Annotated in this window: 20 protein-coding genes, 1 tRNA gene and 1 rRNA gene; 4 read left to right on the top strand and 18 right to left on the bottom strand. The window is 69.0% G+C overall.

The window, feature by feature from the left end; all coding sequences use genetic code 11:
* The 14 genes from KEC56_RS00005 to gabT all read right to left on the bottom strand — a co-directional run.
* Positions 1–119, bottom strand: a 16S ribosomal RNA gene (locus KEC56_RS00005); the annotation flags it as partial.
* A gap of 609 nt (positions 120–728) precedes the next feature.
* A complete protein-coding gene (gene rplA, locus KEC56_RS00010; RefSeq protein WP_175985294.1) occupies positions 729–1,415 on the bottom strand; it encodes a 50S ribosomal protein L1 in 687 nt (228 codons plus the stop codon).
* 11 nt (positions 1,416–1,426) lie between these two features.
* A complete protein-coding gene (gene rplK, locus KEC56_RS00015) occupies positions 1,427–1,858 on the bottom strand; it encodes a 50S ribosomal protein L11 (RefSeq protein ID WP_175985292.1) in 432 nt (143 codons plus the stop codon).
* A gap of 187 nt (positions 1,859–2,045) precedes the next feature.
* Positions 2,046–3,065 (bottom strand): transcription termination/antitermination protein NusG, encoded by a 1,020-nt coding sequence (nusG, locus tag KEC56_RS00020; protein ID WP_227529317.1) that lies wholly within the window; start codon positions 3,063–3,065, stop codon positions 2,046–2,048.
* A gap of 45 nt (positions 3,066–3,110) precedes the next feature.
* The gene (secE, locus tag KEC56_RS00025; RefSeq protein ID WP_227529318.1) at positions 3,111–3,374 is read right to left on the bottom strand and encodes a preprotein translocase subunit SecE; all 264 of its coding nucleotides are present in this window, start codon (positions 3,372–3,374) and stop codon (positions 3,111–3,113) included.
* Positions 3,375–3,414: 40 nt separating this feature from the next.
* A tRNA-Trp gene (locus KEC56_RS00030) sits at positions 3,415–3,487 on the bottom strand.
* A gap of 166 nt (positions 3,488–3,653) precedes the next feature.
* Positions 3,654–5,378, bottom strand: coding sequence for a ubiquinone-dependent pyruvate dehydrogenase (gene poxB, locus KEC56_RS00035; protein ID WP_227529319.1), 1,725 nt, complete (start codon positions 5,376–5,378; stop codon positions 3,654–3,656).
* Positions 5,379–5,466: 88 nt separating this feature from the next.
* A complete protein-coding gene (locus tag KEC56_RS00040; RefSeq protein ID WP_227529320.1) occupies positions 5,467–6,888 on the bottom strand; it encodes a GntP family transporter in 1,422 nt (473 codons plus the stop codon).
* A gap of 60 nt (positions 6,889–6,948) precedes the next feature.
* A complete protein-coding gene (locus KEC56_RS00045) occupies positions 6,949–7,839 on the bottom strand; it encodes an NAD(P)-dependent oxidoreductase (protein WP_227529321.1) in 891 nt (296 codons plus the stop codon).
* Positions 7,840–7,856: 17 nt separating this feature from the next.
* Positions 7,857–9,257 (bottom strand): four-carbon acid sugar kinase family protein, encoded by a 1,401-nt coding sequence (locus tag KEC56_RS00050; protein ID WP_227529322.1) that lies wholly within the window; start codon positions 9,255–9,257, stop codon positions 7,857–7,859.
* A gap of 121 nt (positions 9,258–9,378) precedes the next feature.
* Positions 9,379–10,086: a FadR/GntR family transcriptional regulator gene (locus KEC56_RS00055; RefSeq protein WP_227529323.1), complete on the bottom strand. Its 708-nt coding sequence runs from the start codon at positions 10,084–10,086 to the stop codon at positions 9,379–9,381.
* Between the two features lie 37 nt (positions 10,087–10,123).
* Complete coding sequence (locus tag KEC56_RS00060; RefSeq protein ID WP_227529324.1) at positions 10,124–11,485, bottom strand: aldehyde dehydrogenase family protein; 1,362 nt, start codon at positions 11,483–11,485, stop codon at positions 10,124–10,126.
* 31 nt (positions 11,486–11,516) lie between these two features.
* Entirely contained in the window at positions 11,517–12,986 is a 1,470-nt protein-coding gene (locus tag KEC56_RS00065) for an NAD-dependent succinate-semialdehyde dehydrogenase (protein WP_227529325.1), read from the bottom strand.
* A gap of 43 nt (positions 12,987–13,029) precedes the next feature.
* The gene (gene gabT / locus KEC56_RS00070; protein ID WP_227529326.1) at positions 13,030–14,379 is read right to left on the bottom strand and encodes a 4-aminobutyrate--2-oxoglutarate transaminase; all 1,350 of its coding nucleotides are present in this window, start codon (positions 14,377–14,379) and stop codon (positions 13,030–13,032) included.
* An 83-nt stretch (positions 14,380–14,462) separates the two neighbouring features.
* Here gabT and KEC56_RS00075 point away from each other — a divergent pair, with 83 nt between their 5' ends.
* Positions 14,463–15,938, top strand: coding sequence for a PucR family transcriptional regulator (locus tag KEC56_RS00075; RefSeq protein ID WP_227529327.1), 1,476 nt, complete (start codon positions 14,463–14,465; stop codon positions 15,936–15,938).
* A 67-nt stretch (positions 15,939–16,005) separates the two neighbouring features.
* On the opposite strand, the gene KEC56_RS00080 is transcribed toward KEC56_RS00075, so the two are convergent.
* Complete coding sequence (locus KEC56_RS00080) at positions 16,006–16,836, bottom strand: hypothetical protein (RefSeq protein WP_227529328.1); 831 nt, start codon at positions 16,834–16,836, stop codon at positions 16,006–16,008.
* 69 nt (positions 16,837–16,905) lie between these two features.
* On the opposite strand from KEC56_RS00080, the gene KEC56_RS00085 reads away from it, so the two are divergent.
* Positions 16,906–17,328, top strand: coding sequence for a GNAT family N-acetyltransferase (locus tag KEC56_RS00085; RefSeq protein WP_227529329.1), 423 nt, complete (start codon positions 16,906–16,908; stop codon positions 17,326–17,328).
* Between the two features lie 31 nt (positions 17,329–17,359).
* Here KEC56_RS00085 and KEC56_RS00090 read toward each other — a convergent pair whose 3' ends face one another.
* The gene (locus tag KEC56_RS00090; RefSeq protein WP_227529330.1) at positions 17,360–18,811 is read right to left on the bottom strand and encodes a helix-turn-helix domain-containing protein; all 1,452 of its coding nucleotides are present in this window, start codon (positions 18,809–18,811) and stop codon (positions 17,360–17,362) included.
* 172 nt (positions 18,812–18,983) lie between these two features.
* On the opposite strand from KEC56_RS00090, the gene aceB reads away from it, so the two are divergent.
* Complete coding sequence (aceB, locus tag KEC56_RS00095; protein ID WP_372456216.1) at positions 18,984–20,654, top strand: malate synthase A; 1,671 nt, start codon at positions 18,984–18,986, stop codon at positions 20,652–20,654.
* A gap of 97 nt (positions 20,655–20,751) precedes the next feature.
* Here aceB and KEC56_RS00100 read toward each other — a convergent pair whose 3' ends face one another.
* Positions 20,752–22,476, bottom strand: a complete 1,725-nt coding sequence (locus KEC56_RS00100; RefSeq protein WP_227529331.1) for an acyl-CoA dehydrogenase family protein — start codon at positions 22,474–22,476, stop codon at positions 20,752–20,754.
* Positions 22,477–22,587: 111 nt separating this feature from the next.
* Here KEC56_RS00100 and KEC56_RS00105 point away from each other — a divergent pair, with 111 nt between their 5' ends.
* The gene (locus KEC56_RS00105) at positions 22,588–23,787 is read left to right on the top strand and encodes a pyridoxal phosphate-dependent aminotransferase (protein ID WP_227529332.1); all 1,200 of its coding nucleotides are present in this window, start codon (positions 22,588–22,590) and stop codon (positions 23,785–23,787) included.
* Between the two features lie 8 nt (positions 23,788–23,795).
* Here the strand turns inward: KEC56_RS00105 and KEC56_RS00110 are convergent, their stop codons facing one another.
* Complete coding sequence (locus KEC56_RS00110; protein WP_227529333.1) at positions 23,796–24,194, bottom strand: VOC family protein; 399 nt, start codon at positions 24,192–24,194, stop codon at positions 23,796–23,798.
* Positions 24,195–24,199 lie beyond the last annotated feature (5 nt).

A 24,199-nucleotide genomic window follows, 5' to 3' on the forward strand; every position in this document is an offset into this window, starting at 1 on the left:
ACGTGTTACTCACCCGTTCGCCACTAATCCACCCAGCAAGCTGGGCTTCATCGTTCGACTTGCATGTGTTAAGCACGCCGCCAGCGTTCATCCTGAGCCAGGATCAAACTCTCCGTAAAAAAAAGAAGCAAACCAAAACCGGAATAAGGTCAAGGCTGCGAGTTTGAAACTGACCAAAGAGATAAATCATTGCTGACTATCCATTGCCAACCCCCGAAAGGGTTGGTCTTTGATCCAAAGGAATCTCACCCTGCCGAAGCAGAGTCGAGGTTATTTGGCATTTGACAAGTGCACGCTGTTGAGTTCTCAAGGATCGGACGCACCCACGACCCAGTCATCACAACCAGGCCCGCAGGGCAACTTCTCAATCTTACCACCCTCATCCGGCCTGTCAAATCGACGCGCCGACCGGATCTGAGATCCGCTGCGCGGTCGAGATGAACCGCAGAAGAGGTGGAAGCTCCCATTCTAGACGCAAGCGTCGAGAACTCTCAAGTGAGAGATTCGGGAGGTGGTTCTCCGCTTGAGGGGGGTGAGGCTCTGAGCCTCTCCGCTTCCCTGTGGGGCGAACAAGTAATAACTTACGCGGGATCCGGGGTCCGGGCAAATCGAAGCTGTTTCCCCGGCGTGTCGCGCCTGGGATCCGCGGATTCCCGGGCCTGCCGGCATCCCCCGCAACGACAACAGGCCCCCACCGTAACGGTGGAGGCCTGTCGTTCGTGTCAGCGTCAGATGGCGTTGACGTCCAGCGGGATGCCGGGGCCGAACGTGGTCGACACAGCGCCCTTCTGGATGTAACGGCCCTTCGAGCTCGACGGCTTCAGACGCACGATCTCCTCGAGAGCAGCGCCGATGTTCTCGTCCAGCTGCTCAGCCGAGAACGAGGCCTTGCCGACGACGAAGTGCACGTTGGCGTGCTTGTCGACGCGGAACTCGATCTTTCCGCCCTTGATCTCCTCGACGGCCTTGGCCGTGTTGGGGGTCACGGTGCCGGTCTTCGGGTTCGGCATGAGGCCGCGGGGACCGAGCACCTTGCCGAGACGTCCGACCTGGCCCATGAGCTCAGGGGTCGAGACTGCCGAGTCGAAGTCGGTCCAGCCGCCGGCCACCTTCTCGATGAGCTCTGCGCCGCCGACCTCATCGGCACCAGCGGCGATCGCCGCCTCGGCCGCGGGGCCGGTGGCGAAGACGATGACGCGGGCGGTCTTTCCGGTGCCGTGCGGGAGGATGACGGTGCCGCGCACCATCTGGTCCGCCTTGCGCGGGTCGACGGCGAGCTTCAGCGCGACCTCGACGGTCGAGTCGAAATTCGCCGAGCCGGTCTCCTTCGCGAGGGCGACTGCCTCGGTCGGGGTGTAGTAGCGGTCTGCCTCGATCTTCGCGGCGGCAGCCTGATAAGCCTTGGACTTTGCCATGATTATTCCCCTCAGCCCTCGACCGTGATGCCCATGGAGCGGGCGGTGCCGGCGATGATCTTCGAGGCGGCCTCGATGTCGTTCGCGTTCAGGTCGGCCTGCTTGGTCTCAGCGATCTGACGGACCTGGTCCTTGGTGATCTTGCCGACCTTGACGGTGTGCGGCGTGGCCGAGGCCTTCTGCACGCCTGCGGCCTTCTTGATGAGCTCTGCGGCCGGCGGCGTCTTCAGGATGAACGTGAAGCTGCGGTCCTCGTAGACGGTGATCTCGACGGGGATGACGTTGCCGCGCTGCGACTCGGTCGCGGCGTTGTACGCCTTGCAGAACTCCATGATGTTCACGCCGTGCTGACCGAGCGCGGGGCCGATCGGCGGCGCCGGGTTCGCGGCGCCGGCGTTGATCTGGAGCTTGATCAGGCCGGTCACCTTCTTCTTGGGTGCCATTCTCTGTTCCTTTCATCGAGCGGATGCCGGAGCATCCCTCTCCCGCGGATCCGGCATCTCCGGATCGCGGTGCTGCATGCGGGCGCGCCTGAACGCGCACACAAACCAAGCAAGTCTACCTGATCCGGGCAGAATGCCGGAAACGCAGAACGACCGCCCCGAAGGACGGCCGTTCCAGAAGCGTTGTTCAGATCATCTTCGTGACCTGGTCGAACGACAGCTCGACCGGGGTCTCGCGCTCGAAGAGCGACACGAGCACCGTGAGCTTGCCGCTCTCGGGCTTGATCTCGCTGATCGAACCGGGGAGGCCTGCGAACGAGCCCTCCTTGATCGTGATGGTCTCGCCGATCTCGAAGTCCACCTCGGCGACGGCAGGACGCGCGACGGCGACCCCGCCCTTGGACTGGACGTTCTTCGCGGTGGAGACGTCCTTGACCTCGACGAGAGACTTGAGCATGTTGAACGCCTCTTCGAAGCGCAGCGGCGTCGGGTTGTGGGCGTTTCCCACGAAGCCGGTCACACCCGGGGTGTGACGGACGACGGACCAGGTGTCTTCGTTGAGCTCCATGCGCACGAGCACGTAGCCCGGGATGCGCACACGGGTGACCATCTTGCGCTGGCCGTTCTTGATCTCGACGACGTCCTCCATCGGGACCTCGACCTGGTAGATGTCGTCCTCGACCTCGAGCGTGGACTTGCGCTGCTCGATGTTGGCCTTCACCTTGCGCTCGAAGCCGGCGTAGGAGTGGATGACGTACCACTTGCCCGGCATCATCCGCAGGTCCATCCGGAAGGCCTCGTACGGGTCCTCCTCGGAGTCCTCCTCCGACGGACGGTCCTCATCGCCGTTCACGTCGGGGCCGTCGTAGGGCGTGACCTCGTCGGCTGCAGCAGCCTCGAGGTCGGCGGCCTCTTCGGCCGTCGAGTCGTTGAGGACTTCGGCGGCAGCTTCGGTCTCTGCCGTCTGGTCCAGGTTGAGAGCGTCGTTCACGATCGCGTCCGCCTCCGGGTCGTCGATGTCGATGTCTTCGGTGCCCTCATCGTCGGCACTCTCGTCGTCGCCCTCGATGTGCACGGCCTCTCGTTCAGCTGCGGAGGACGCCTTCTCCTCGGCGGAGAGGACGTTGCCCTCCTGCGCCTCGTCGTCCTCGCTGGACTGCTCCGCTGCGGTCGCCCAGTCGGCGTCGTCGGAATATCGTTCAGACACGTTGTTTCTTTCCATTCAGTGCGGACGGTGCCGCAGGAGCATCGCTTACTGCGGCACTCCGAAGACTTGTGACGTCAGCCACGAGAAAGCGGTGTCCAGACCGTACACGAAGGCCATGACGATCACGACGAACACCAGCACCACCGCAGTGAACTTGAACAGTTCCTTGCGGGTCGGCGTGACGACCTTGCGCAGCTCGCCGATGACCTGGCGGAAGAACAGTGCGATCCGCCCGAAGAAGCCGAGCCTCTTCACACCGGCGGCGCCGCCTGCCGCGACGATCTCGGCGCGCGGTTCGTCCTGATCCATCCTGAATGTACCTTTCGTGTGCCAGCGTGGCGCTGACGCGCAGGGCGGACAGGAATCGAACCTGCAACCTGCGGTTTTGGAGACCGCTGCTCTGCCAATTGAGCTACCGCCCTAGAGCCCCGGGAGGCCCTGGGTCTGCGTCCCCCTCGCGCCTGGAGGCACGAGAAAAGGATGCAGACAACTGCCTGTCCAGTGTACGGCATGGTGCGCGGCCCGGCGAACCGGCGGCACCCTTCGAGCGGCTCAGGACCCTTCGACAGGCTCAGGGACCGGGGTATTTCAGAACAGCTGCCGCCAGTTGGCCCGGGCGAGGTCGAGCAGCTCGTCGCCCCGACCCGACATGACGGTGCGGATCGCGTACAGCGCGAATCCCTTGACCTGCTCGGCGGTGATCGCCGGGGGCATGGAGAGTTCCTGCCGCTCAGTGACGACGTCCAGCAGGGCCGGCCCGTCGTGCGCGAGCACCTCGGCGACGGCATCCGGAAGATCCTCGCTGCGCTCGACACGGCGCGCGAAGATGCCGAGCGCCTGGGCGACCGCGGCGAAGTCGGGGTTGTCGAGGTCGGTGCCGTAGGTGACGAATCCCGCGGCCTTCATCTCGAGCTCGACGAAGTTCAGGGATGAGTTGTTCACGACGATCGTCTTGACCGGCAGCCTGTTCTGCGTGAGCGTGATGAGTTCTCCGAGCATCATCGCCAGTCCCCCGTCGCCGGCGAGCGCGACCACCTGACGCTCCGGCTGCGCAGCCTGCGCACCGATGCCGTGCATCAGGGCGTTGGCCATGGAGCCGTGCGTGAAGGATCCGATCAGCCGGCGGCGGCCGTTCATCGTGAGATAGCGCGCCGCCCAGACCGTGGGAGAACCGACGTCGGCTGTGAAGATCGCATCGTCCGACGCCTTCTCGTCGAGGAGGCGGGCGAGGTACTGCGGGTGGATCGGATTCCTGCCCTTGGCGGGCACGGCCAGCTCGTCGAGCTTCGTGCGCGTCTTGCGGTAGTGAGCGACGGCATCGTCGAGGTGCGAGCGGTCGGTCTTCGCCGCGATGCGCGGCAGCAGCGCCTCGGCCGTCGCCCGCACGTCGCCGACGAGACCGAGATCGAGCGGATGCCGCTTGCCGAGCTGCGATCCGCGGATGTCGACCTGGATGGTGGTCGCATCGTCCGGATAGAACTGCGCGTACGGGAAGTCCGATCCGAGCACGAGCAGCGTGTCGGCGGACTCCATCGCCCGGTACCCGGAGGCGAATCCGAGCAGGCCCGTCATACCGACGTCGAACGGGTTGTCGTACTCGATGAACTCCTTGCCGCGCAGCGCGTGCACGACGGGAGCTGCGAGCCGGTCGGCGAGCGCGACGACCGCATCGTGCGCGCCCTCGGCCCCGGCGCCGGCGAGGATCGTGATCCTCTTCGACGCATTGAGCAGCTCGGCCGTCTTCTCGAGCTCGGCGGGGCTCGGCATGACGACCGGATGCGCCCGCTCGATGACGACGGCGCGGTCGTCCTCGATCTCGGAGAGTGCGACGTCGCCCGGGATCACGAGCACGGCTACCCCGCGCTCCTCGATCGCGGCGCGCATCGCGATCTCCATCAGACGCGGCATCTGCGCAGGATCGGCGACGTACTCGGCGTACACGCTGCACTCCCGGAACAGCTCCTGCGGATGCGTCTCCTGGAAGTAGCCGGTCCCGATCTCGGTGGTCGGGATGTGCGCGGCGATCGCGAGCACGGGCACCCGTGACCGCTGGGCGTCGAACAGCCCGTTGATGAGGTGCAGGTTGCCCGGGCCGCACGAGCCCGCGACGACTGCGAGGTCGCCGGTGATGGCGGCATCCGCTGCGGCTGCGAACGCGGCCGACTCCTCGTGACGGACATGCAGCCAGCGGATGGTGCCGTCCTTGCGAAGGGCGTCGGTGAACCCGTTGAGCGAGTCCCCGGGGATGCCGTAGACCCGGTCGATCCGGTTGGCGCGAAGAGTTCGGACGATGTTCTCTGCGACGGTGGCCATGGTTCCGAGCATACGCCCGCCTCACGGAGAGGGGGCGGCCCGGCGTCGTGATCGCGCGAGCCGCCCCCTCTCCGTCAGAGCCCCGGGACTACGCCATCGGGATCAGGGCGTACGTGAGCCAGGCGAGGAGGAACCCGGCGATGCCGAGGACGGTGGTCAGCGGCGTCCATATGCGCAGGCCGTCCTTGACGGACAGACCGAGGTAGCGGGTGACGACCCAGAAGCCCGAGTCGTTCACGTGACTCAGGCCGAGCGCGCCGTAGCCGATCGCCACGGCGACGAGAGCGATGTGGATCGGGTCCAGGCCGAGCACCGCGACGGTCGGCAGCAGCAGACCCGCCGTCGTCGTGATCGCGACGGTCGCAGACCCCTGGGCCGCTCGCATGATGAGCGAGATGAGGAACGCGGCCAGGAGCACCGGCATCCCGCTGCCCGCCATGAGCTCGGCGACCGCGCCGCCGATCCCCGTCTCGGTGAGGATCCTGCCGAACGCACCACCCGCACCGGTGACGAGGATGATGACAGCGGCCGACGGCAGCGCCGATTCCATGACCTCGCCGAGCTTCGCCTGCGACCATCCGCGACGGACGCCGAGGAAGAACATCGCCGCGGCGATCGCGACCATGAGCGCGAAGATCGGCTGGCCGATCATGGCGAGGAAGCCGTTCCAGAAGCTGCCCGCCTCGAATGCCGGAGCGACGGTCGTGCCCAGCATGATGAGCACCAGGGGCAGCAGGATGAGCCCCAGGACGGTGAACGCGCTGGGGGCCTTCTCGCCGTCGCGGAGGCCGGCGTTGAGCGAGGGCGTCTCGGTTCCGAAGCTGTCGAACATCTCCTTGGTCGCCTCGATCATGGCGAACTCGCGTCGGTTGATGACCTTGCCGACCCAGAACGACAGCACAGCCAGCGGGATCGAGATGATCAGCGAGAAGATCAGGACCCAGCCGAGGTCGGCGCCGAGGATCGTCGATCCGCCGACGATGCCCGGGTGCGGAGGGACGGCGACGTGGACGGCGAGCATGATGCCCGCGACAGGGAGCCCGAACTTGATCGGGTTGAGGCCTGCGATCTTCGAGAAGGCGAAGATGATCGGCACGAGGATGATGAAGCCGGCGTCGAAGAACACCGGGATGGCCAGGACGCCGGCGGCGATGACGAGCGCGATGCCGACCCGCTTCGGGCCGAGCCACTTCGTGAATCTGCCTGCGAGCGACTCCGCTCCCCCGGACAGCTCGATGATCTTGCCGAGCATCGAGCCGAGCGCCACGAGCACGGCGACCGAGCCCAGCGTCCCTCCGACTCCGGCGATGATCGCCTGGATGATGCCGAGCTGCTCCGGGGCGTCACCGGAGGCCGGGATCGTCGTCAGGGGCAGGCCCGCGGCGAGGCCGACGAGGATCGAGACGAGGATGAGGGCGTAGAACGCCTGCATCTTGAAGCGGATGATCAGCAGGAGCAGCAGCGCGAGGCCTGCGACGCCGATGGCGATCAGCGCGGGAAGAGGAAGCATCTCTGGATCTCCTCTTTCGGTTTCATGGGCGCGGGTGCGCCCGAGTGGTGGGGTTCGGTGTCAGGAGAGTCGTTCGGGGGCGATCACGCGGATGACGGCGGAGTCGTCGTGCGCACCGAGTCCCTGCGCCTCGCCGAGCAGGAACAGCTGCTCGGCGGCGTTCGCCACGGGAGTGGACAGGTGCGCGGCGCGGGCGGCGTCTCCGACGATGCCCAGGTCCTTGACGAAGATGTCCAGGCGGCTGAGCACCTCGGCGCCCTCCTCGTCGTACGCCTGCAGGGTGCGCGGGCCACGATTGCCGAGCATGAACGAGTTCGCAGCCCCGGCGGTCAGCGCCTCGAGCGTCTTCTCGCGGTCGAGGCCGAGGGCGTCGGCCAGGGCCAGCGCCTCGGCGGCGGCGGCGATGTGCACGCCGCACAGCAGCTGGTTCACGGTCTTCAGCGCCTGGCCGTCACCGGGCTTGTCGCCCACGATCGACAGCGTCGAGGCCAGCTGGTCGAGAACGGGGCGAGCGACCTCGAGCGCCGAGGGCGCAGCGCCGACGACGATGAGCAGGTCGCCCTCGCCGGCGCGGACGGGGCCGCCCGAGAGCGGAGCATCCACGAGCTGCGCACCGTGCTCGGCGAGCTGCTCGGCGATGGCACCGATCCCGTCGGTGCCCACGGTGCTGGTGAGGATCACGACCGCGCCGTCGGCGAGGTGCGAGGCGAGCCCGCTCTCGCCGAACAGGAGGTCGTTGAGCTGAGCGCCGGTGCGGACGGCGACGAGAACGGCCTGGGCGTCGGCGACCGCCTCGGCCGCCGAGCCGGCGGGCTGCACGCCCTGTTCGGCGGCGAGGGCGACACGGGCCTCGGCGATGTCGAAGCCGCGCACCTTGAAGCGCTGGGCGAGGCGGGTGGCCATCGGGAGCCCCATGGCTCCGAGACCGATGACGGCGACGGTGGAGGTCATCTGCGTTCCTTTCGGGTTCATTCTGCGTCGGCGAGCGTCGCGACGACGCGGGCCAGGGAGTCGGTGTCGCCGACGTTGCCGGCGAAGACGATGTACGGGATGCCGACGGCAGGTCCGGTCTGCGGCTGCCACAGCGAGACGATGCCGGGGAGCATCGGTCCGAGCACGGTGGCGCGGCGGATCTCGAGCGCCTCGCTGGCGACGTCGCTGGAGGTGATGCCGCCCTTGGCGATGACGAAGCGCGGCGGGGCGATCGCGAGCACGCGGCGCACGAGGTCGACCACGCCGCTGGAGACCTGACGGGCGATCTCGAGGCTGGCGTCTCCGTCTGCGCCCGTGACGAGCTCGCGCGTGGCGTGCACGATGACCGAGCCGGATGCGAGCGCCTCGGCGACCGCGTGGGCCTGGGAATCCAGGTGCTCCTCGCGGCGGTCATCGAGGAGCTGCCGCACATCGAGCTCGATCGTGACCGTGTCGGGGCGCTGGCGGCGCAGCTCGGCGAGCTGGGCCGTGGTGAGCGGCACGTGGCTGCCGACGACGACGAGCCCGCCGCGGTCGTAGGCGAAGGGGATGTCGGTGGCCGAGACCGGCTCGGCGATCTCCTGGCCGATGTGTGCCCGCACGTACGGAGGACCGGCGCGCAGCAGCACGTCGCGATCGAGGCTGTGCAGAGCGAGCGCGAGGACGCGCATGTCGCTCTCCTCGACGACGTCGACGGCGACGACGGAACCGACCGGCACCGAGCGCAGGAACGACCCGACGGACTCGACGCCGGCGCGGATGATCTCGAGCGTGAGGGCGTCGACCTCGCCGGCGGGGATGCGCCCTTCGGTCTTCTCCGCCACCCAGTCGCGCAGATCCGAGGAGGTGAAGCCGAAGGTCGCGTCCTGCGCGAACGGCGTCTCGCCCACCGGTGTCGCCTCGTCGCCGGTGACCCAGTAGTGCACCGAGTCGACCGTGATGCGTCCGGCGTCCGGGAAGGCAGGGATCAGCAGCGTGAGGGCCGGGGCCTCCCCGCCGTGCGCGACGATCTCGGCTGCGAGCACGTCGGTCTCGAGGGGGAAGTGACCTCGGAGGGTGGAGTCGCCTCGCGAGACGAAGGTCACGTGCTTGCCGGCATCCTTTGCGGCTGCGAGCGCCACGGAGACGACCTCGCGATTGCGCCGTGCGGCCTCCGCCTCGTCGAGCGACCTCGTGTTGGTGAGGACATACACGGCGGGGGCACCGGTCGCGAGGGCGCCGGCGAGGTCCTCGTGCTCCCAGCGCGTGAGCACGGGGAGGTTCGCGACCGACTGCGTGCCGGTCGGGTCATCGTCGAGCACGACGAGGACGCCGTTCGGGTCCAGGGATGCACGGACCTCTGCCGCGCTGAGATCGACCGGGGCCGGGATACCGGCGAGCAGCGCGTCGATGTGCACGAGAACTCCTTCGTTCAGAGGATCTGAGGGAATCGGGACGGGTTATCCGATATCAGATAACGAGCGTACGCCGAATGTCTCACCCACGCAACCGAGTTCGGCCGCCTACTCCCCGAGCGCCCTACTCCCCGAGCACATAGCGCAGCAGGTCGTCGCGCGTCTGGCGCATGTGGCTCGCCATGGCCTCGCGGGCGGCATCCGCCGATCGCGTGCGCATCGCCTCGAGCACCGCGGCGTGCTCCACGAGCGCATGCTCGCGGATCTCGAGTACGGCGCTCGTCTCAGTGCGCGAGTCCTGCAGCATCGTGGTCAGCGGACGGACGGATGCCACGAGGATCCTGTTGTCGGCGGCGGCGAAGATCACGTCGTGGAAGGCGAGGTCGGCATCCACGAACCCCGGGACGTCGCCCTGGTCGTGCGCGGTGCGCATGCGCTCGAGCAGGATCTCGAGCTCGGCGATGTGCTCGGCCGCGGCGCGAGGAGCCGCGAGCTCGGCCGCCCCGGTCTCGAACATCACGCGCATGTCGAGCAGATCCAGCGACGAGCGCCGGCGCGCTCCCCCGCTGCGCGAGTACCGGACGACAGCCTCGAGCCCCGTCCACTCGTCGACCGGCGCGACGCGGTGGCGGCTGCCCGGCACAGGCACGATGACGCCCTGCGCCTGGAGGAGGCGCACCCCCTCGCGCAGCGTCAGCCGGGAGACGCCGAGGAGGGCTGCGAGGTCGGCCTCGGCCGGCAGCGTCTCCCCCGCGACCAGTCGCCCGGCGATGATCTCGTCGAGCAGCCCGTCGACGACGGACTGCGTGCGGGTGATGCGCTCGGGCTTCATGGGGACAACGCTAGCGCGAGCGCGCACGCGCCCCCGCTCACGCCTTGCGGATGAGCTTCTTGTTGACGAACTCGTCCGCGGCGAGCAGACCGAGCTCGCGCGAGGTGCCGCTGCGCTTGACGCCGCCGAAGGGCAGCTCGGGGCTGTCGGCGAGGACGAGGTTGACGTAGACCATGCCGGCCTCGATGCCGTCGGCCACGCGCTCGGCCTGCTCGGCATCCGTCGTGAAGACGTACGATCCGAGCCCGAACGGGGTGCCGTTCGCGATCGCGACGGCGTCCGCCTCGTTTGCCGCGCGGTAGACGACGGCGGCCGGGCCGAACAACTCCTCCTGGTACGCGTCCATGTCGGCTGTGACATCGGCCAGCACGGTCGGCGCGAAGAAGGCGCCTTCGCGCGTGCCGCCGGTCAGCAGCGTGGCGCCCTGGGCGACGGCACGGTCGACCTGCTCCTGCAGGCGCTCGGCCGCCGCCAGCGACGAGAGCGGCCCCAGGATCGTGTCCTCCTGCGTCGGGTCGGTCGCGTCGACGGCGGCGAGCGCGGCGACGAACTTCTCGACAAACGCATCGTAGAGATCGTCGGCGATGATGAACCGCTTGGCGCCGTTGCAGGATTGACCGTTGTTGTCGAGACGTGCGTCGACGGCGTTCTGCACGACGGCATCCAGGTCATCCGTCGAGAGAACGATGAACGGGTCCGAACCGCCGAGCTCCAGCGCGACCTTCTTGAGGTTGCGACCGGCGACCTCGGCGACGGCCGCACCCGCGCGCTCGGATCCGGTCACCGAGACGCCGTGCACGCGCGGATCGGCGATGATCGTCGCCGCCTGCTCGTTGGTCGCATACACGTTGACGTACGCGCCGTCGGGGAGCCCGGCATCCGCGTAGATCCCCTCGATCATGGCCGCCGACTCGGGGCACTGCGGGGCGTGCTTGAGGATGATCGTGTTCCCGATCGCCAGGTTGGGAGCCGCGAACCGGGCGACCTGATACGCCGGGAAGTTCCACGGCATGATGCCCAGCAGCACGCCCAGCGGCGCGCGGCGGATCACCGCGGTTCCGTCGCCGAGGATGTCGAGCGGCTGGTCGCCCGTGATCCGCTCGATGTTGTCGGCGTAGAACTCGATGATGTCCGCGGCGAACTCGACCTCGCCGACCGCAGCAACGATGGGCTTGCCCATCTCCTTCACGATGACCGCACCGAGATCGTCTTTGCGTTCCCGGTGCAGCTCGGCGATGCGGCGGATCACCGCCGCGCGGTCGGCCGGGGACGTCGCGCCCCAGGCGGATGCCGCGGCGTGGGCGCGGGCGACGGCATCCTCGATCTGGGCGTCCGTCGCGGTCTCGTAGGTGGCGACGGTCTCACCGGTGGCGGGGTTGGTCACGGCGTAGTCGGTCATCATCGTCCTCTCGCGGGGTGTGCGGGGTGGTTCAGTTCGGGATCAGGGTGTACTTCGTGGACAGGTACTCGTGGATGCCCTCGAAGCCGCCCTCGCGTCCGACACCGGACTGCTTGACTCCGCCGAACGGAGCTGCGGCGTTGGAGACCACGCCCACGTTCAGACCCATCATGCCCGTCTCGAGGGCGTCGATCATGCGGTGTCCGCGGGCCAGGTCCTCCGTGAAGACGTAGGAGACCAGACCGTACTCGGTGTCGTTCGCCAGGCGCACGGCATCCGCCTCGGTCTCGAAGGTCGCGATGGCGAGCACCGGGCCGAAGATCTCCTCGCGCAGGATGTCGCTGCCCGCGGCCACCTCGGTGACGACGGTGGGCTCGTAGAACGTGCCCTCGCCCTCGACGGCGTTGCCGCCGGTGCGGACCGTCGCGCCGCGCTCGACGGCGTCCTCGACGAGCGCGCGGACCTTGTCGACGGCATCCGCATCGATGAGCGGACCGATCGCGACGCCGTCCTCGGTCCCCCTGCCGATCTTCATGGCCTTCACGCGCTCGGTGATCCGGTCGGCGAACTCGTCGGCGACCGAGGAGTGCACGATGAAACGGTTCGCGGCGGTGCAGGCCTGCCCGATGTTGCGGAACTTGGCGAGCATCGCGCCCTCCACCGCCTTGTCGAGATCGGCGTCCTCGAAGACGACGAACGGCGCGTTGCCGCCGAGCTCCATCGAGACGCGGAGCACGCCGTCGGCCGCCTGCGCGAGCAGCTTGCGGCCCACCTCGGTCGACCCGGTGAACGAGAGCTTCCGCAGCCGCGGGTCGGCGATGATCGGCGCCGAGAGCTTCGACGACGACGAGGTCTGCACGACGTTGACGACGCCTGCCGGCAGGCCCGCCTGCTCGAGGAGCTTCGTGAAGAGGATCGTCGTCAGCGGCGTCAGTGCCGCCGGCTTGATGACGACCGTGCAGCCCGCAGCGAGCGCCGGCGCGATCTTGCGCGTGGCCATCGCGAACGGGAAGTTCCACGGGGTGATGAAGAACGAGAGGCCCACCGGGCGCTGCGACACGATCATGCGCCCCGTGCCCTCGGGGTTCTGCCCGTAACGGCCGCTGATGCGCACGGCCTCCTCGCTGAACCAGCGCAGGAACTCCCCGCCGTAGGCGACCTCGCCCCGCGCCTCGGCAAGCGGCTTGCCCATCTCCAGCGTCATCAGCAGCGCGAGGTCCTCCTTGTGCTCCTGCACGAGGTCGAACGCACGGCGCAGGATGTCGCTGCGGGTGCGGGCGGGCGTCGCCGCCCACTCGTCCTGCGCAGCGGCCGCGGCGTCCAGGGCGCGGATGCCGTCCTCGGCGGTCGCGTCGGCGATCGAGCGGATGACGGCCCCGGTGGCCGGGTCGTGCACGTCGAAGGTGCGGCCGCCGGTCGCGGGCGCCCACTCGCCGCCGATGTACAGACCGGTGGGGATGCTGTCGAGCAGCGTCTTCTCGTCGGATGCGGTGATGCTCATGGACACTCCAGGTTCTCGGGCGTTGCGGACGTTGCGGGGCGGATCAGACGGCGGCGAGGGCGCCGGCGACGACGTCGAGGCCCTCGTTGAGCAGCTCGTCGCCGATGGACAGCGGGGGCAGGAAGCGGATGACGTTGCCGAACGTGCCGCAGGTCAGCACGATCACGCCCTCGGCGATGCACGCCTTGGCCACGGCACCCGCGAGTGCGGCATCCGGCGCCTTCGTGGCCGGGTCGACGAACTCGATCGCCGTCATCGCGCCGCGGCCGCGGACGTCGCCGATGCGGGAGTCCGCGGCGGCCAGGGCGTTCAGACGCTCGCGCAGCAGCGCGCCGATCTGCTGGGCGCGCTCGACCATTCCGTCGTTCTCGAACACGTCGATCGCGGCGAGGGCTGCGGCGCACGCGATGGGGTTGCCGCCGTAGGTGCCGCCGAGGCCTCCGGCGTGCGCGGCATCCATGATCTCGGCGCGGCCGGTGACGGCGGCGAGTGGAAGGCCTGCGGCGATGCCCTTGGCCGTGGTGACGAGGTCGGGCTCGATGCCGAACTGCTCCGAGGCGAACATCGTGCCGGTGCGGGCGAAGCCGGTCTGCACCTCGTCGGCGATGAACACCACGCCGTTCGCGCGGCACCACTCCGCGAGCGCGGGCAGGAATCCGTCCGCCGGGACGATGAACCCGCCCTCGCCCTGGATCGGCTCGATGATGACGGCCGCGAGGTTCTCGGCGCCGACCTGCTTCTCGATCTGCGTGATGGCGCGGGTGGCGGCATCCGCCCCGGACAGCCCGTCGCGGAACGGGTACGACAGCGGCGCGCGGTAGACCTCGGGGGCGAACGGACCGAATCCGCTCTTGTACGGCATCGCCTTGGCGGTCAGCGCCATGGTGAGGTTCGTGCGGCCGTGATAGCCGTGCTCGAAGGCGACGACGGCCTGACGACCGGTGTGCTTGCGGGCGATCTTGATCGCGTTCTCGACGGCCTCGGCACCGGAGTTGAACAGCGCGGTCTTCTTGGCGAAGCCGCCGGGGGTGAGCCGGTTCAGTGCCTCGGCGACCTCGATGTACGACTCGTAGGGCGAGATCATGAAGCAGGTGTGCGTGAACTGCGCGGCCTGCGCGGCGACGGCTGCGGCGACCTTGGGGTGCGCGTTGCCGACCGAGGTGACGGCGATGCCGGAGCCCAGGTCGATGAGGGAGTTGCCGTCGGCATCGACGACGATGCCACCGCCGGCCGCGACCGCGGCGATCGGTACCGTGTGCGCGACACCGGCGGGGACGGCATCCGTCTTGCGGGCGAGGATCTCGGCCGAACGCGGGCCGGGCAGCGGAGTGACCAGGCGGCGCTCCTGGGCGAGGGCCGGGCCGCCGGCGGGGATGGTGTCGAGGAGGGGCATATCGCGAGCGTATTCCGGTCGATTCCCGGATGCATTCGCCGAACTGTACAATTTCGGCAACTTGTTCACCCGATTGGACATCGATGCCGGACCCATCACTGCGCGAGCTCCTGCGCGACCCCGCGCTTGCCCTGCGCCTCGTCTCCGGATCCGACGAGGCGGTGGATCGCCCACTGCGGTGGGTGCACTCCACGGACCTCGCCGACCCGACGCCGTTCCTGGCCGACGACCTCGCGCTTCTGACGACGGGTGGCCAGTTCGACGGGCAGACGTCCCCCGCGGAATACGTCGATCGGCTCGCCGCGCGCGGCATCGCCGGGCTCGGCTTCGGCACGGGAGTGCGGCATCCTGAGGTGCCTGTTGCACTTGTCGCGGCATGCGCAAGCGTCGGACTCCCCCTGTTCGAGGTGCCGTACGCGACGCCGTTCATCGCCGTCGCCCGCGCTCACGCCGAGGCGGTCGCCGCGCAGGCGTTCGCCCGCCGCAGCTGGGCGCTCGACACGCAGCGCGCACTCGCCGCTGCAGCGCTGCGTCCGCACGGGCTCGTCGCGATCATCGCCGAGCTCGGCCGACGCCTCGACGCCTGGGTGGCGATGTTCGACGCCGCCGGCGCACTGACGCTGGAGCATCCCCCCGGCGGCATCTCCCCCGCCGCCCGCGCCGAGCTCGACGGGCACGTCTCGGACGTCCTCGCCCGGGGCGCGGAAGCCGGCCGGTCGGTCGTGCTCGACGGGCACGCCGTGCAGCTGTTCACCCTCGGCCGCTCACGGGGCCTGCGCGGTGCGATCGCGATCGCCGCGCCGGGCCTGGACTCGGAGGCACGCGCCGTCGTCACCTCGGTGATCGCTATGGCCGGCCTCGCCCTCGAGCAGACCGAGGAGCTCGAAGACGCCCGCCGGCGTCTGCACACCCAGCTGCTTGTGTCCCTCCTCGCCGACGACGACGCCCTCGCCCGGCGGGTGCTCGGAACGCTCCCCGCGTCGCCGGTCATCGTCGCCGTTGCGCCGGATGCCGCCCCAGGGGCGCTCGAGGAGTGGTGGGAGCGGCGGCGGGCCGAGCGCGGCTCCCGCGCGTTCCTGGCGAGCTCGCCGGAGGGCGTCGTCGTGTGCCTTCCCGATGCGGATGCCGCGCTGCTCGACGAAGCCGCCGAGCGTTTCGGCATCCGCATCGGCACGTCGGAGGGTGTCGACTACACGGCGTTCTCGCACGCGCACGGGCAGGCGCTCAGCGCGCTGCGCCGCGGCGAGCCTGGCGTGACCCGCTTCGCTGAGGCATCGGCGTCCGGCATCCTCGCCGCCCTGCGCACGGACGATGCCGGGCTCGTGGCGCAGTCCCGGCTCGCGCCGCTGCGCGCTGCGGACCCCGACCTCGAGCACACGCTTCGCGTCTGGCTCGAGCACGACGCGCGTCTGGATCCGGCGGCATCCGCCCTCGGCATCCATCGCCACACCCTGCGCTCGCGCGTCGCGCAGGCGTCGCGCCTGCTCGCCCTCGACCTGTCGGCGTTTCCGGCGCGCGCCGAGCTGTGGGCGCTGCTGCAGGCCTCCCCGACCGCCTGAGAGTTGCACTGCGCGGCGAGACGGCGCGTGCCAGCATCCGTCTCGTACGGCAGCGGCATTCTCGCGGTCAGCCTTGCTCGGCGCCGCGGGCGAACAGCACGCGGACGCAGCCCCAGCCCATCAGCCCCACCCCGGCCACGACGCACACGACGCCGAGCAGCCACATGCCGTCCTCCCAGTACACGTAGCCCTGCTCCATGGTGCGGATGAAGCGCCCGAGATACTCCGGGAAGTCGGCGATGCTGCGCCCCTCGCCGAACGCCCACAGGATGATGCCCAGCGTCGTCGCCCCGAGACCGCAGAACACGAACGCCGTGGTCGAGAACTGCTTCGCCCCCTCGACCTTCTCGATGTGCGAGCCCTGCGCCGCGATCTGCGGGGCGCGGATCGAGATCACCGGCAGCGCGATGATGAGGGCGACGGCGAGCGGGATGCACATGCCGATCGCGTAGCCGCCCAACGGCACGAGCAGCAGCTGGGTGGCGAAGCCTTCGTTCCACCAGTAGTGGAACCCGCCGTTGAGGCTCTTGGCCTCCGTGATCGTGTCACGAACGCCGGGGAATGCCACGACGATCGCCTGGATCACGCCCACGGGGATCGCGACGAGCGCCGGCGCGATGATGCAGGCGGAGACCAGGCGCAGCAGGACGGTGCCGATATGCGCGAGCCGCTTCCATGTGACCTCGAGCATGAACCAGCCCGCATAGATCCCCGGGGAGGCGACGATGAAATTGCCCCAGAACCGGTTCCCGTCGGCATCCGTCATCGAATCGAAGACGCCCCACGCAGCGAGCGCGATCGCCGCGATGAGAACCACGAGGCTGACCCCGCTGACCATCGAGCGCAGCTCGTCTCTCCACAGGCGCGCATCGGATTCGGCATCCGGCACGACGGTCATGGCATCCCCTCCCGAAGTCACGACGTCGCCAGGTTAGCGCGACGCGCGCGCATCGTTAGGGTTGCATGCGTGAGTTGGACGCTGCGCCCGTGCCGGATCGAGGATGCCGACTGGATCGTCGAGCTGCGCGCGACCGTGCTCCGCGACGACCTCGAACGGCTCGGACGCTTCGACCCGGTGCGCGTGCGGGAGCGGTTCCGCGCAGCTTTCGACCCGGCCTCCACCCGGGTGGTCGTCGTCGACGGCAGGGATGCCGGATCCATCGCGGTCCGCGTCGCCGAGGACGCCACCTGGATCGAGCACTTCTACCTGGATGCGGCCGTGCAGGGCCGCGGCGTCGGCAGCGGCATCCTGGATGTCGTCCTGCGCGCGCCCGGCACCTACCGCCTGAACGTGCTGCAGGGCAGCCCGGCGCGGCGCCTGTACGAGCGGCACGGCTTCGAGCCGTACGAGGAGGACGAGATCGACGTCTACATGACCCGGCTCGTCTGACGTCCGCCCGGCGTGGCGCCCGGCTCCCGGCTCAGCGCGGGGCGTGCGCCTCGAGGAACTCGTACACGTCGGTCGTGTCGACACCGGGGAACGAACCCGTCGGAAGGGTCGCCAGCAGCGTTCGCGGCGTCTTCACGTTCGGCCAGGACTGCTCGCGCCAGCGCTCTTCGAGGTCGGCGGGCGCACGGCGGCAGCATACCTCGACCGAGTGCTTCGAGACGCCGCGGTGCGGGGTGTCCCGGCCGACGAACCACTTGGTGTCGTCGAAGCGCACCCCGACGCTCACCGAGTGCAGGCCCTCACTGGATGCCTCGACGCGGGCGGTGCACCAGTAGGTGCCGTTGCCCGTGTCGGTGTACTGGTAGTACGGGTTGAAGCGGTCGTCCTCGTCGAACACGACCCGGCTCGTCCACCGCCGGCAGCACATCTGCCCCTCGATCGCGCCCAGGCGGTCGGTCGGGAAGTTGACGTCGTCGTTCTCGTAGGCCTTCGTGATCGTGCCGGACTCGTGCACCTTGAGGAAGTGCACCGGGATGTCCAGGTGCCGGGTGGCGAGGTTCGTGAAGCGGTGCGCCGCCGTCTCGTACGAGACCGAGTACGCGTCGCGGAGATCTTCGATCGAGATCGCCCGGCGCTCCTTGGCAGCCTTCAGGCTCGGCACGACGTGCGATTCGGGAATCATCAGCGCCCCGGTGAGATAGTTCGTCTCGACCCGCTGGCGCAGGAACTCGGCGTAGCTGTGCGGTTCGGCGTGGCCGAGGATCCGGCTGGACAGGGCCTGCAGCACGGAGGTGCGGGCGTCGCCCTTGGCCTGGATGCTGGTGGAGAGGTAGAGCCGCCCGTTGGCCAGGTCGGCGACCGAGCGCGTGGTCTGCGGCAGGTCGGGCGCGTAGTGCAGCGTGAATCCGAGGTACGCGGCGATCTCGGATGCCGTGCGCTGGGTCAGCGGCCCACCAGGGTGCCCGACGGCCGTGAGGATGCGCGACGCATGCTCCTCGAGGTCTTCGAAGTAGTTGTCCTGGCTGCGCATGAGATGGCGCAGCTCGACATTCGCGCGGCGGGCCTCCTCCGGCGTCGCCGCGCGCTCGTCCTTCAGACGGTCGATCTCGCCGTGCAGCGCGAGCAGGGCCTTCAGCGCCTCGGTCGGCACCGTCTTCGCGATGCGGAACGGCTCGATGCCGAGCGCCTGGAAGGTCTGTCCCTTCATCGCGCGCTCGAGTGCGATCTCGGCCGCGCTGCGCTCGTCGAGCGGCTCGCCCTCGAGCAGGGCGTCGATGGTGACGCCGAGGGCGCGGGCGATCGCCTGCAGCTGCGTGAGCTTGGGCTCGCGCTTGCCCGTCTCGATCATCGACATCTGGCTCGGGGCGCGGTCGACGGCCGATGCCAGGTCGTCGAGCGTCATGCCCCGGGCGGTGCGCAGCTGCCGGATGCGGCGGCCGATCGTGAGGGCATCGGTGTCTTCTGCAACGTCAGCGGTGCTCATGGCGCAATTCTGTCACGAAAGCAGAAGTTTCGAAATTCTTCACCCCGGGAATGGCGTTCGGAGCGCTTGAACTTCACGCAGAGTAGGTGACACGCCTCGATCGCCCATCGCTTACACCAGAGCATCCGGGCCGACAGACACCCGCAACCGTCTCAACGCAAGGATCCAGATCATGACCACTCCCACCGCTCCTCCGACCACCGCCGGACCGACCACCGCTCCGACCCAGACCATCCAGCAGGGCCCCGCCCTGACGGTCACGGGTCCCATGCGCGATCGGTTCGACGAGATCCTCACACCGGAGGCGATCGCGTTCCTCACCGAGCTGCACCACCGCTTCGCGAACCGCCGGCACGACCGCATGGCCGACCGTCTGCGCCGCCGCTTCGAGATCGGTAGCGGCCACGACCCGCAGTTCCGCGACGACACCCGGCACATCCGCGAGGACGCCGACTGGCGCGTCGCCGGCGCCGGCCCCGGCCTCGAGGACCGCCGTGTGGAGATCACCGGTCCCACGGACCCGAAGATGACGATCAACGCGCTCAACTCCGGCGCCCGCGTCTGGCTCGCCGACCAGGAGGATGCCACCAGCCCCACCTGGCAGAACGTCATCGGCGGCCAGCTGTCGCTGCGCGACGCGATCCGCGGCGAACTGAGCTTCACCTCCCCCGAGGGCAAGCGCTACGAGGTCACCGCCGAGCGCACCCCGACCATCGTGATGCGCCCACGCGGCTGGCACCTCGTCGAGAAGCACCTGACGTTCATCGACCGCACGGGCCGCAGCATGGCGGCATCCGGTTCGCTCGTCGACTTCGGCCTGTACTTCTTCCACAACGCCCAGGCGCTCATCGACGGCGGACGCGGACCGTACTTCTACATCGCGAAGCTCGAGTCCAGCGAAGAGGCCAAGCTCTGGGATGACGTCTTCACGTTCGCCGAGGAGTACATCGGCATCGAGCACGGCACGATCCGCGCGACCGTGCTCATCGAGACGCTGCCCGCGGCTTTCGAGATGGACGAGATCCTGTACGAGCTGCGCGACCACTGCGCGGGCCTGAACGCCGGACGCTGGGACTACATCTTCTCGATCATCAAGAACTACCGCGGCCGCGGCGCCCGGTTCGTGCTTCCCGACCGCAGCGAGATCACCATGACCGTTCCGTTCATGCGGGCGTACACCGAGCTGCTGGTGCAGACCTGCCACAAGCGCGGCGCCTTCGCGATCGGCGGCATGAGCGCGTTCATCCCCAACCGTCGCGACCCCGAAGTGACGGCCGCGGCCGTGGAGAAGGTCTCCGCGGACAAGAAGCGCGAGGCCGGAGACGGCTTCGACGGCACGTGGGTCGCGCACCCCGACCTGATCCCCACGGCACAGGCCGAGTTCGACGCCGTGCTCGGCGACCGCCCGAATCAGGTCGACCGCCAGCGCGACGACGTGAACGTGAAGGCATCCGATCTGCTCGACCTGCGCATCGGCCGCCCGATCACCGCCCAGGGCGTGCGCGACAACGTCTCCGTGGCCATCCGCTACATCGAGGCGTGGCTGCGCGGCCTCGGCGCCGTCGCGATCGACAACCTCATGGAGGATGCGGCGACCGCCGAGATCTCACGCTCGCAGGTATGGCAGTGGATCCACCAGGACCGGTCGACCGACGACGGCACCCCCATCACCGCCGAGTACGTCGAGGGCCTGATCACCGAGGTGCTCGCGCAGACCACGCGCTCGGCGGGCGACCGCTACGACGAGGCGGCCGACATCTTCCGCGAGGTGTCGCTGGGGACGGAGTTCCCCGCGTTCTTGACGCTGTCGGCGTACTCGAAGTTCCTGGTCGAACAGGACTGACCGCGACGCACGCGCTCAACCCCGGGCACAGCTTCGGACGACGCAGTCGTCCGAAGCTGTGCCCGGCGGGCTGCGTCGGCCCGGCGGGCTGTCGCGGTCAGGCGATCTCGCCCGCAGCGACCGTCTCGGCCAGCGCGTGCACACGGGCGAGGTGGTGCGCGCTGTAGAAGTCCGCGTCGGTGAGGCGCGCAGCATCCGCCTCCGCAGGCTCGGCGTGCGCCGCGACCGCGACCACGGCGAGCGCGTGCATCCAGCCGCCCGAGAGTGTACCGAGCAGCATGAGGTACGGGACGCTCACGGCCGAGGCATCCCGGCCCGGGCCGAAGGCGAGCAGGGCGTCGGTGGCACGCCGCGCGGCATCCACCGTGCGCGCGAGACGGTCTGCGATGCGAACCGCCACAGCGCCCTCGGTCGCCCGCAGTGCGGCGGTGGTCTCGTCGATCTGCGCGAAGAGGGCACCGACGGTCGAGCCGCCGTCGCGCAGCACCTTGCGCCCGATGAGGTCGTTGGACTGGATCGCCGTCGTTCCCTCGTAGATCGGGATGATGCGCGCGTCGCGGTAGTGCTGGGCTGCGCCGGTCTCCTCGACGAAGCCCATGCCGCCGTAGACCTGGATCCCGTCGCTCGTGACGCGCAGCGCCTCTTCGCTCGTCCACCCCTTGAGGATCGGAACGAACAGCTCAGCCATCGGCAGCACGGCCTCGTCACCGGCCGCGCGGTCGAACAGGTCGCCGACGTGCACGGCGAGTGCTCGCATCGCGAACACCTGGCTCGACATGGAGCGCAGGATGCGGCGCACGTCGGGGTGCTCGGCGATCGGAGCGCCGGCGGGCCTGTCCTGGACCGATCCCTGCAGGCGTCCGGCGGCGTAGTCCGCAGCGCCCTGGTAGGCACGGTCGGAGATGCCGGTCGCCTGGTGACCCATGCCGACGCGGGCCGAGTTCATCATCACGAACATGCCCGCGAGGCCGCCGTGGAGTTCTCCGACGAGGTAGCCGGTGGCGTCCTCGTAGGACAGCACGCAGGTGGGGCTCGCGTGGATGCCGATCTTGTGCTCGATGGCGACGGTCTCGACGCGGTTGCGCTCACCCAGCGAGCCGTCCGCGTTCACGAGCGTGCGCGGTGCGACGAAGAGCGAGAGTCCCTTGGCGCCGTCCGGCGCACCAGGGGTCCGGGCGAGGACCAGGTGCACGATGTTCGAGGCCACGTCGTGGTCGCCCCAGGTGATGAAGATCTTCTGTCCGCTGATCGAGTACGTGCCGTCTTCGCGCGGAGTCGCCGTGGTGCGGATCGCTCCGAGGTCGCTGCCCGCCTCGGGCTCGGTGAGGTTCATCGTCCCGGTCCACTCGCCGCTGACGAGTTTGGTCAGGTACGTCTCGCGCAGTTCATCGGATGCCGCGGCGTCGAGTGCGTGGATCGCCCCTGCGCTCAGCATCCAGCACAGGGCGAACGCCATGTTGGCGCCGTTCCAGATCTCGCCGAGGCCGGCTCCGATCGACTCGGGCAGCCCGTCGCCGCCTGCGGACTCCGGCGCGGTCGCGCTGACCCAGCCCGCCTCGACGAGCGCCTGGTAGGCCTCCGCGAATCCGTCGGGCAGATGCACCTCGCCGTTCTCGAGGCGCGCGCCGATCCGGTCGCCTGCGCGGTCGAGCGGCGCGAGCACCTCGGCTGCGAACTCGCCGGCGCCCGCGATGATCTCGACGGCGTCGTCGGCGGTGATCGCTCCACCGGATGCCGCGGCGACGATGTCGCGGCCGAAGGCCTCGCGGTAGAGGAAGGCGTAGTCCGCGATCGGGGGGACGTACGGGGTGGCTGCGCTCATCGTTCACTCCTGAGTAGACGGTACGAGACTGAGAATCATTGTAGCTGGGACTCAGTCTCACAACCAGAGCACGTCTCACGGCTTCGGAACGGCCCGAGTACCATCTGAGGTGTGACCGAACGCGCACCTCTCTCCCGCAAGCTGTCCGCCATCGCCGAGTCGGCGACGCTCAAGGTCGATGCCAAGGCCAAGGCGCTCAAGGCCGACGGCAAGGCCGTCATCTCCTACGCCGCCGGCGAGCCCGACTTCGCGACGCCGCAGTTCATCGTGGATGCCGCAGCCGAGGCTCTGAAGGATCCGGCGAACTTCCGGTACACCCCCGCCCCGGGCCTCCCGGCGCTGCGTGAGGCGATCGCGGCCAAGACGCTGCGCGACTCGGGGCTCGAGGTCTCCCCCAGCCAGGTGATCGTCACCAACGGCGGCAAGCAGTCGGTCTACCAGGCGTTCCAGGCCGTCGTGAACCCCGGCGACGAGGTGCTCCTGCCCGCTCCGTACTGGACCACCTATCCCGAGGCGATCCGGCTGGCCGACGGCATCCCGGTCGAGGTCTTCGCCGGGGCCGACCAGGACTACAAGGTGACGGTCGAGCAGCTCGAGGCCGCGCGCACCTCACGCACGACGGTCTTGGTGTTCGTCTCGCCGTCGAATCCGACCGGTTCGGTCTACACCGCCGAGGAGACCCGTGCGATCGGCGAGTGGGCGCTCGAGCACGGCATCTGGATCATCTCGGATGAGATCTACCAGAACCTCACCTACGAGGGCGTCAAGGCGACGTCGATCGTCGAGGCGGTGCCGGATGTCGCGGGCCAGACGATCCTCGTCAACGGCGTCGCCAAGACCTACGCGATGACGGGATGGCGCGTCGGCTGGATGGTCGGCCCCGCCGACGCCATCAAGGTCGCCGGCAACCTGCAGTCGCACCTGTCGAGCAACGTCAACAACATCGCACAGAAGGCGGCGATCGCAGCCCTCAGCGGGCCGCAGACCGAAGCCGAGCAGTTCCGCGAGGCTTTCGACCGCCGCCGGAAGCTCATCGTCTCCGAACTGTCGAAGATCGACGGCGTGCGCGTTCCGAATCCCCTCGGCGCGTTCTACGTCTATCCCGATGTGCAGGGACTGCTCGGCCGCACCTGGGCCGGGCGCACCCCGACCACGTCGCTCGAGCTCGCCGATCTCATCCTCGACGAGGCCGAGGTCGCCGTGGTCCCGGGCGAGGCGTTCGGCCCGTCCGGATACCTGCGCCTGTCGTACGCCCTCGGCGACGACCAGCTACTCGAGGGCGTGCAGCGGCTGCAGCACCTGTTCGCGTAGCACCCGCGTCAGGACTCCTGGTACCCGATCAGCCAGCGGATGCCGTAACGATCCGTGACCTGCCCGTCGTAGTCACCCCAGGGTCGCTTCTGCAGCCCGTCGGTGATCGTGCCGCCCTCGCCGAGCGCGGCGAACCACTGCTGCAGCGTCTCAGCATCGGCGGTGCCGAGCAGAGAGAACATCGCACCGACGATGTGCACGGCATCCTCGTCGCCCGCGGCATCCGAGGCGAAGACCTGCACCGCACCGTTCAGCGCACCGTGCGCGATCGCATCGCCCGGACCATCGGTGCGACCGAACTGCTCATACGTGAACAGTTGCAGCTCTCCGCCGAAGACGCCCTGGTAGAAGGTCAGCGCCTCGGCGGCGGTGCCGGGAAAGAAGAGGTAGGGGACGAGTCCGCTCATCCCGC

Origin of the sequence: Microbacterium tenebrionis (assembly GCF_020682665.1) — a bacterium.
GTDB lineage: Bacteria > Actinomycetota > Actinomycetes > Actinomycetales > Microbacteriaceae > Microbacterium > Microbacterium tenebrionis.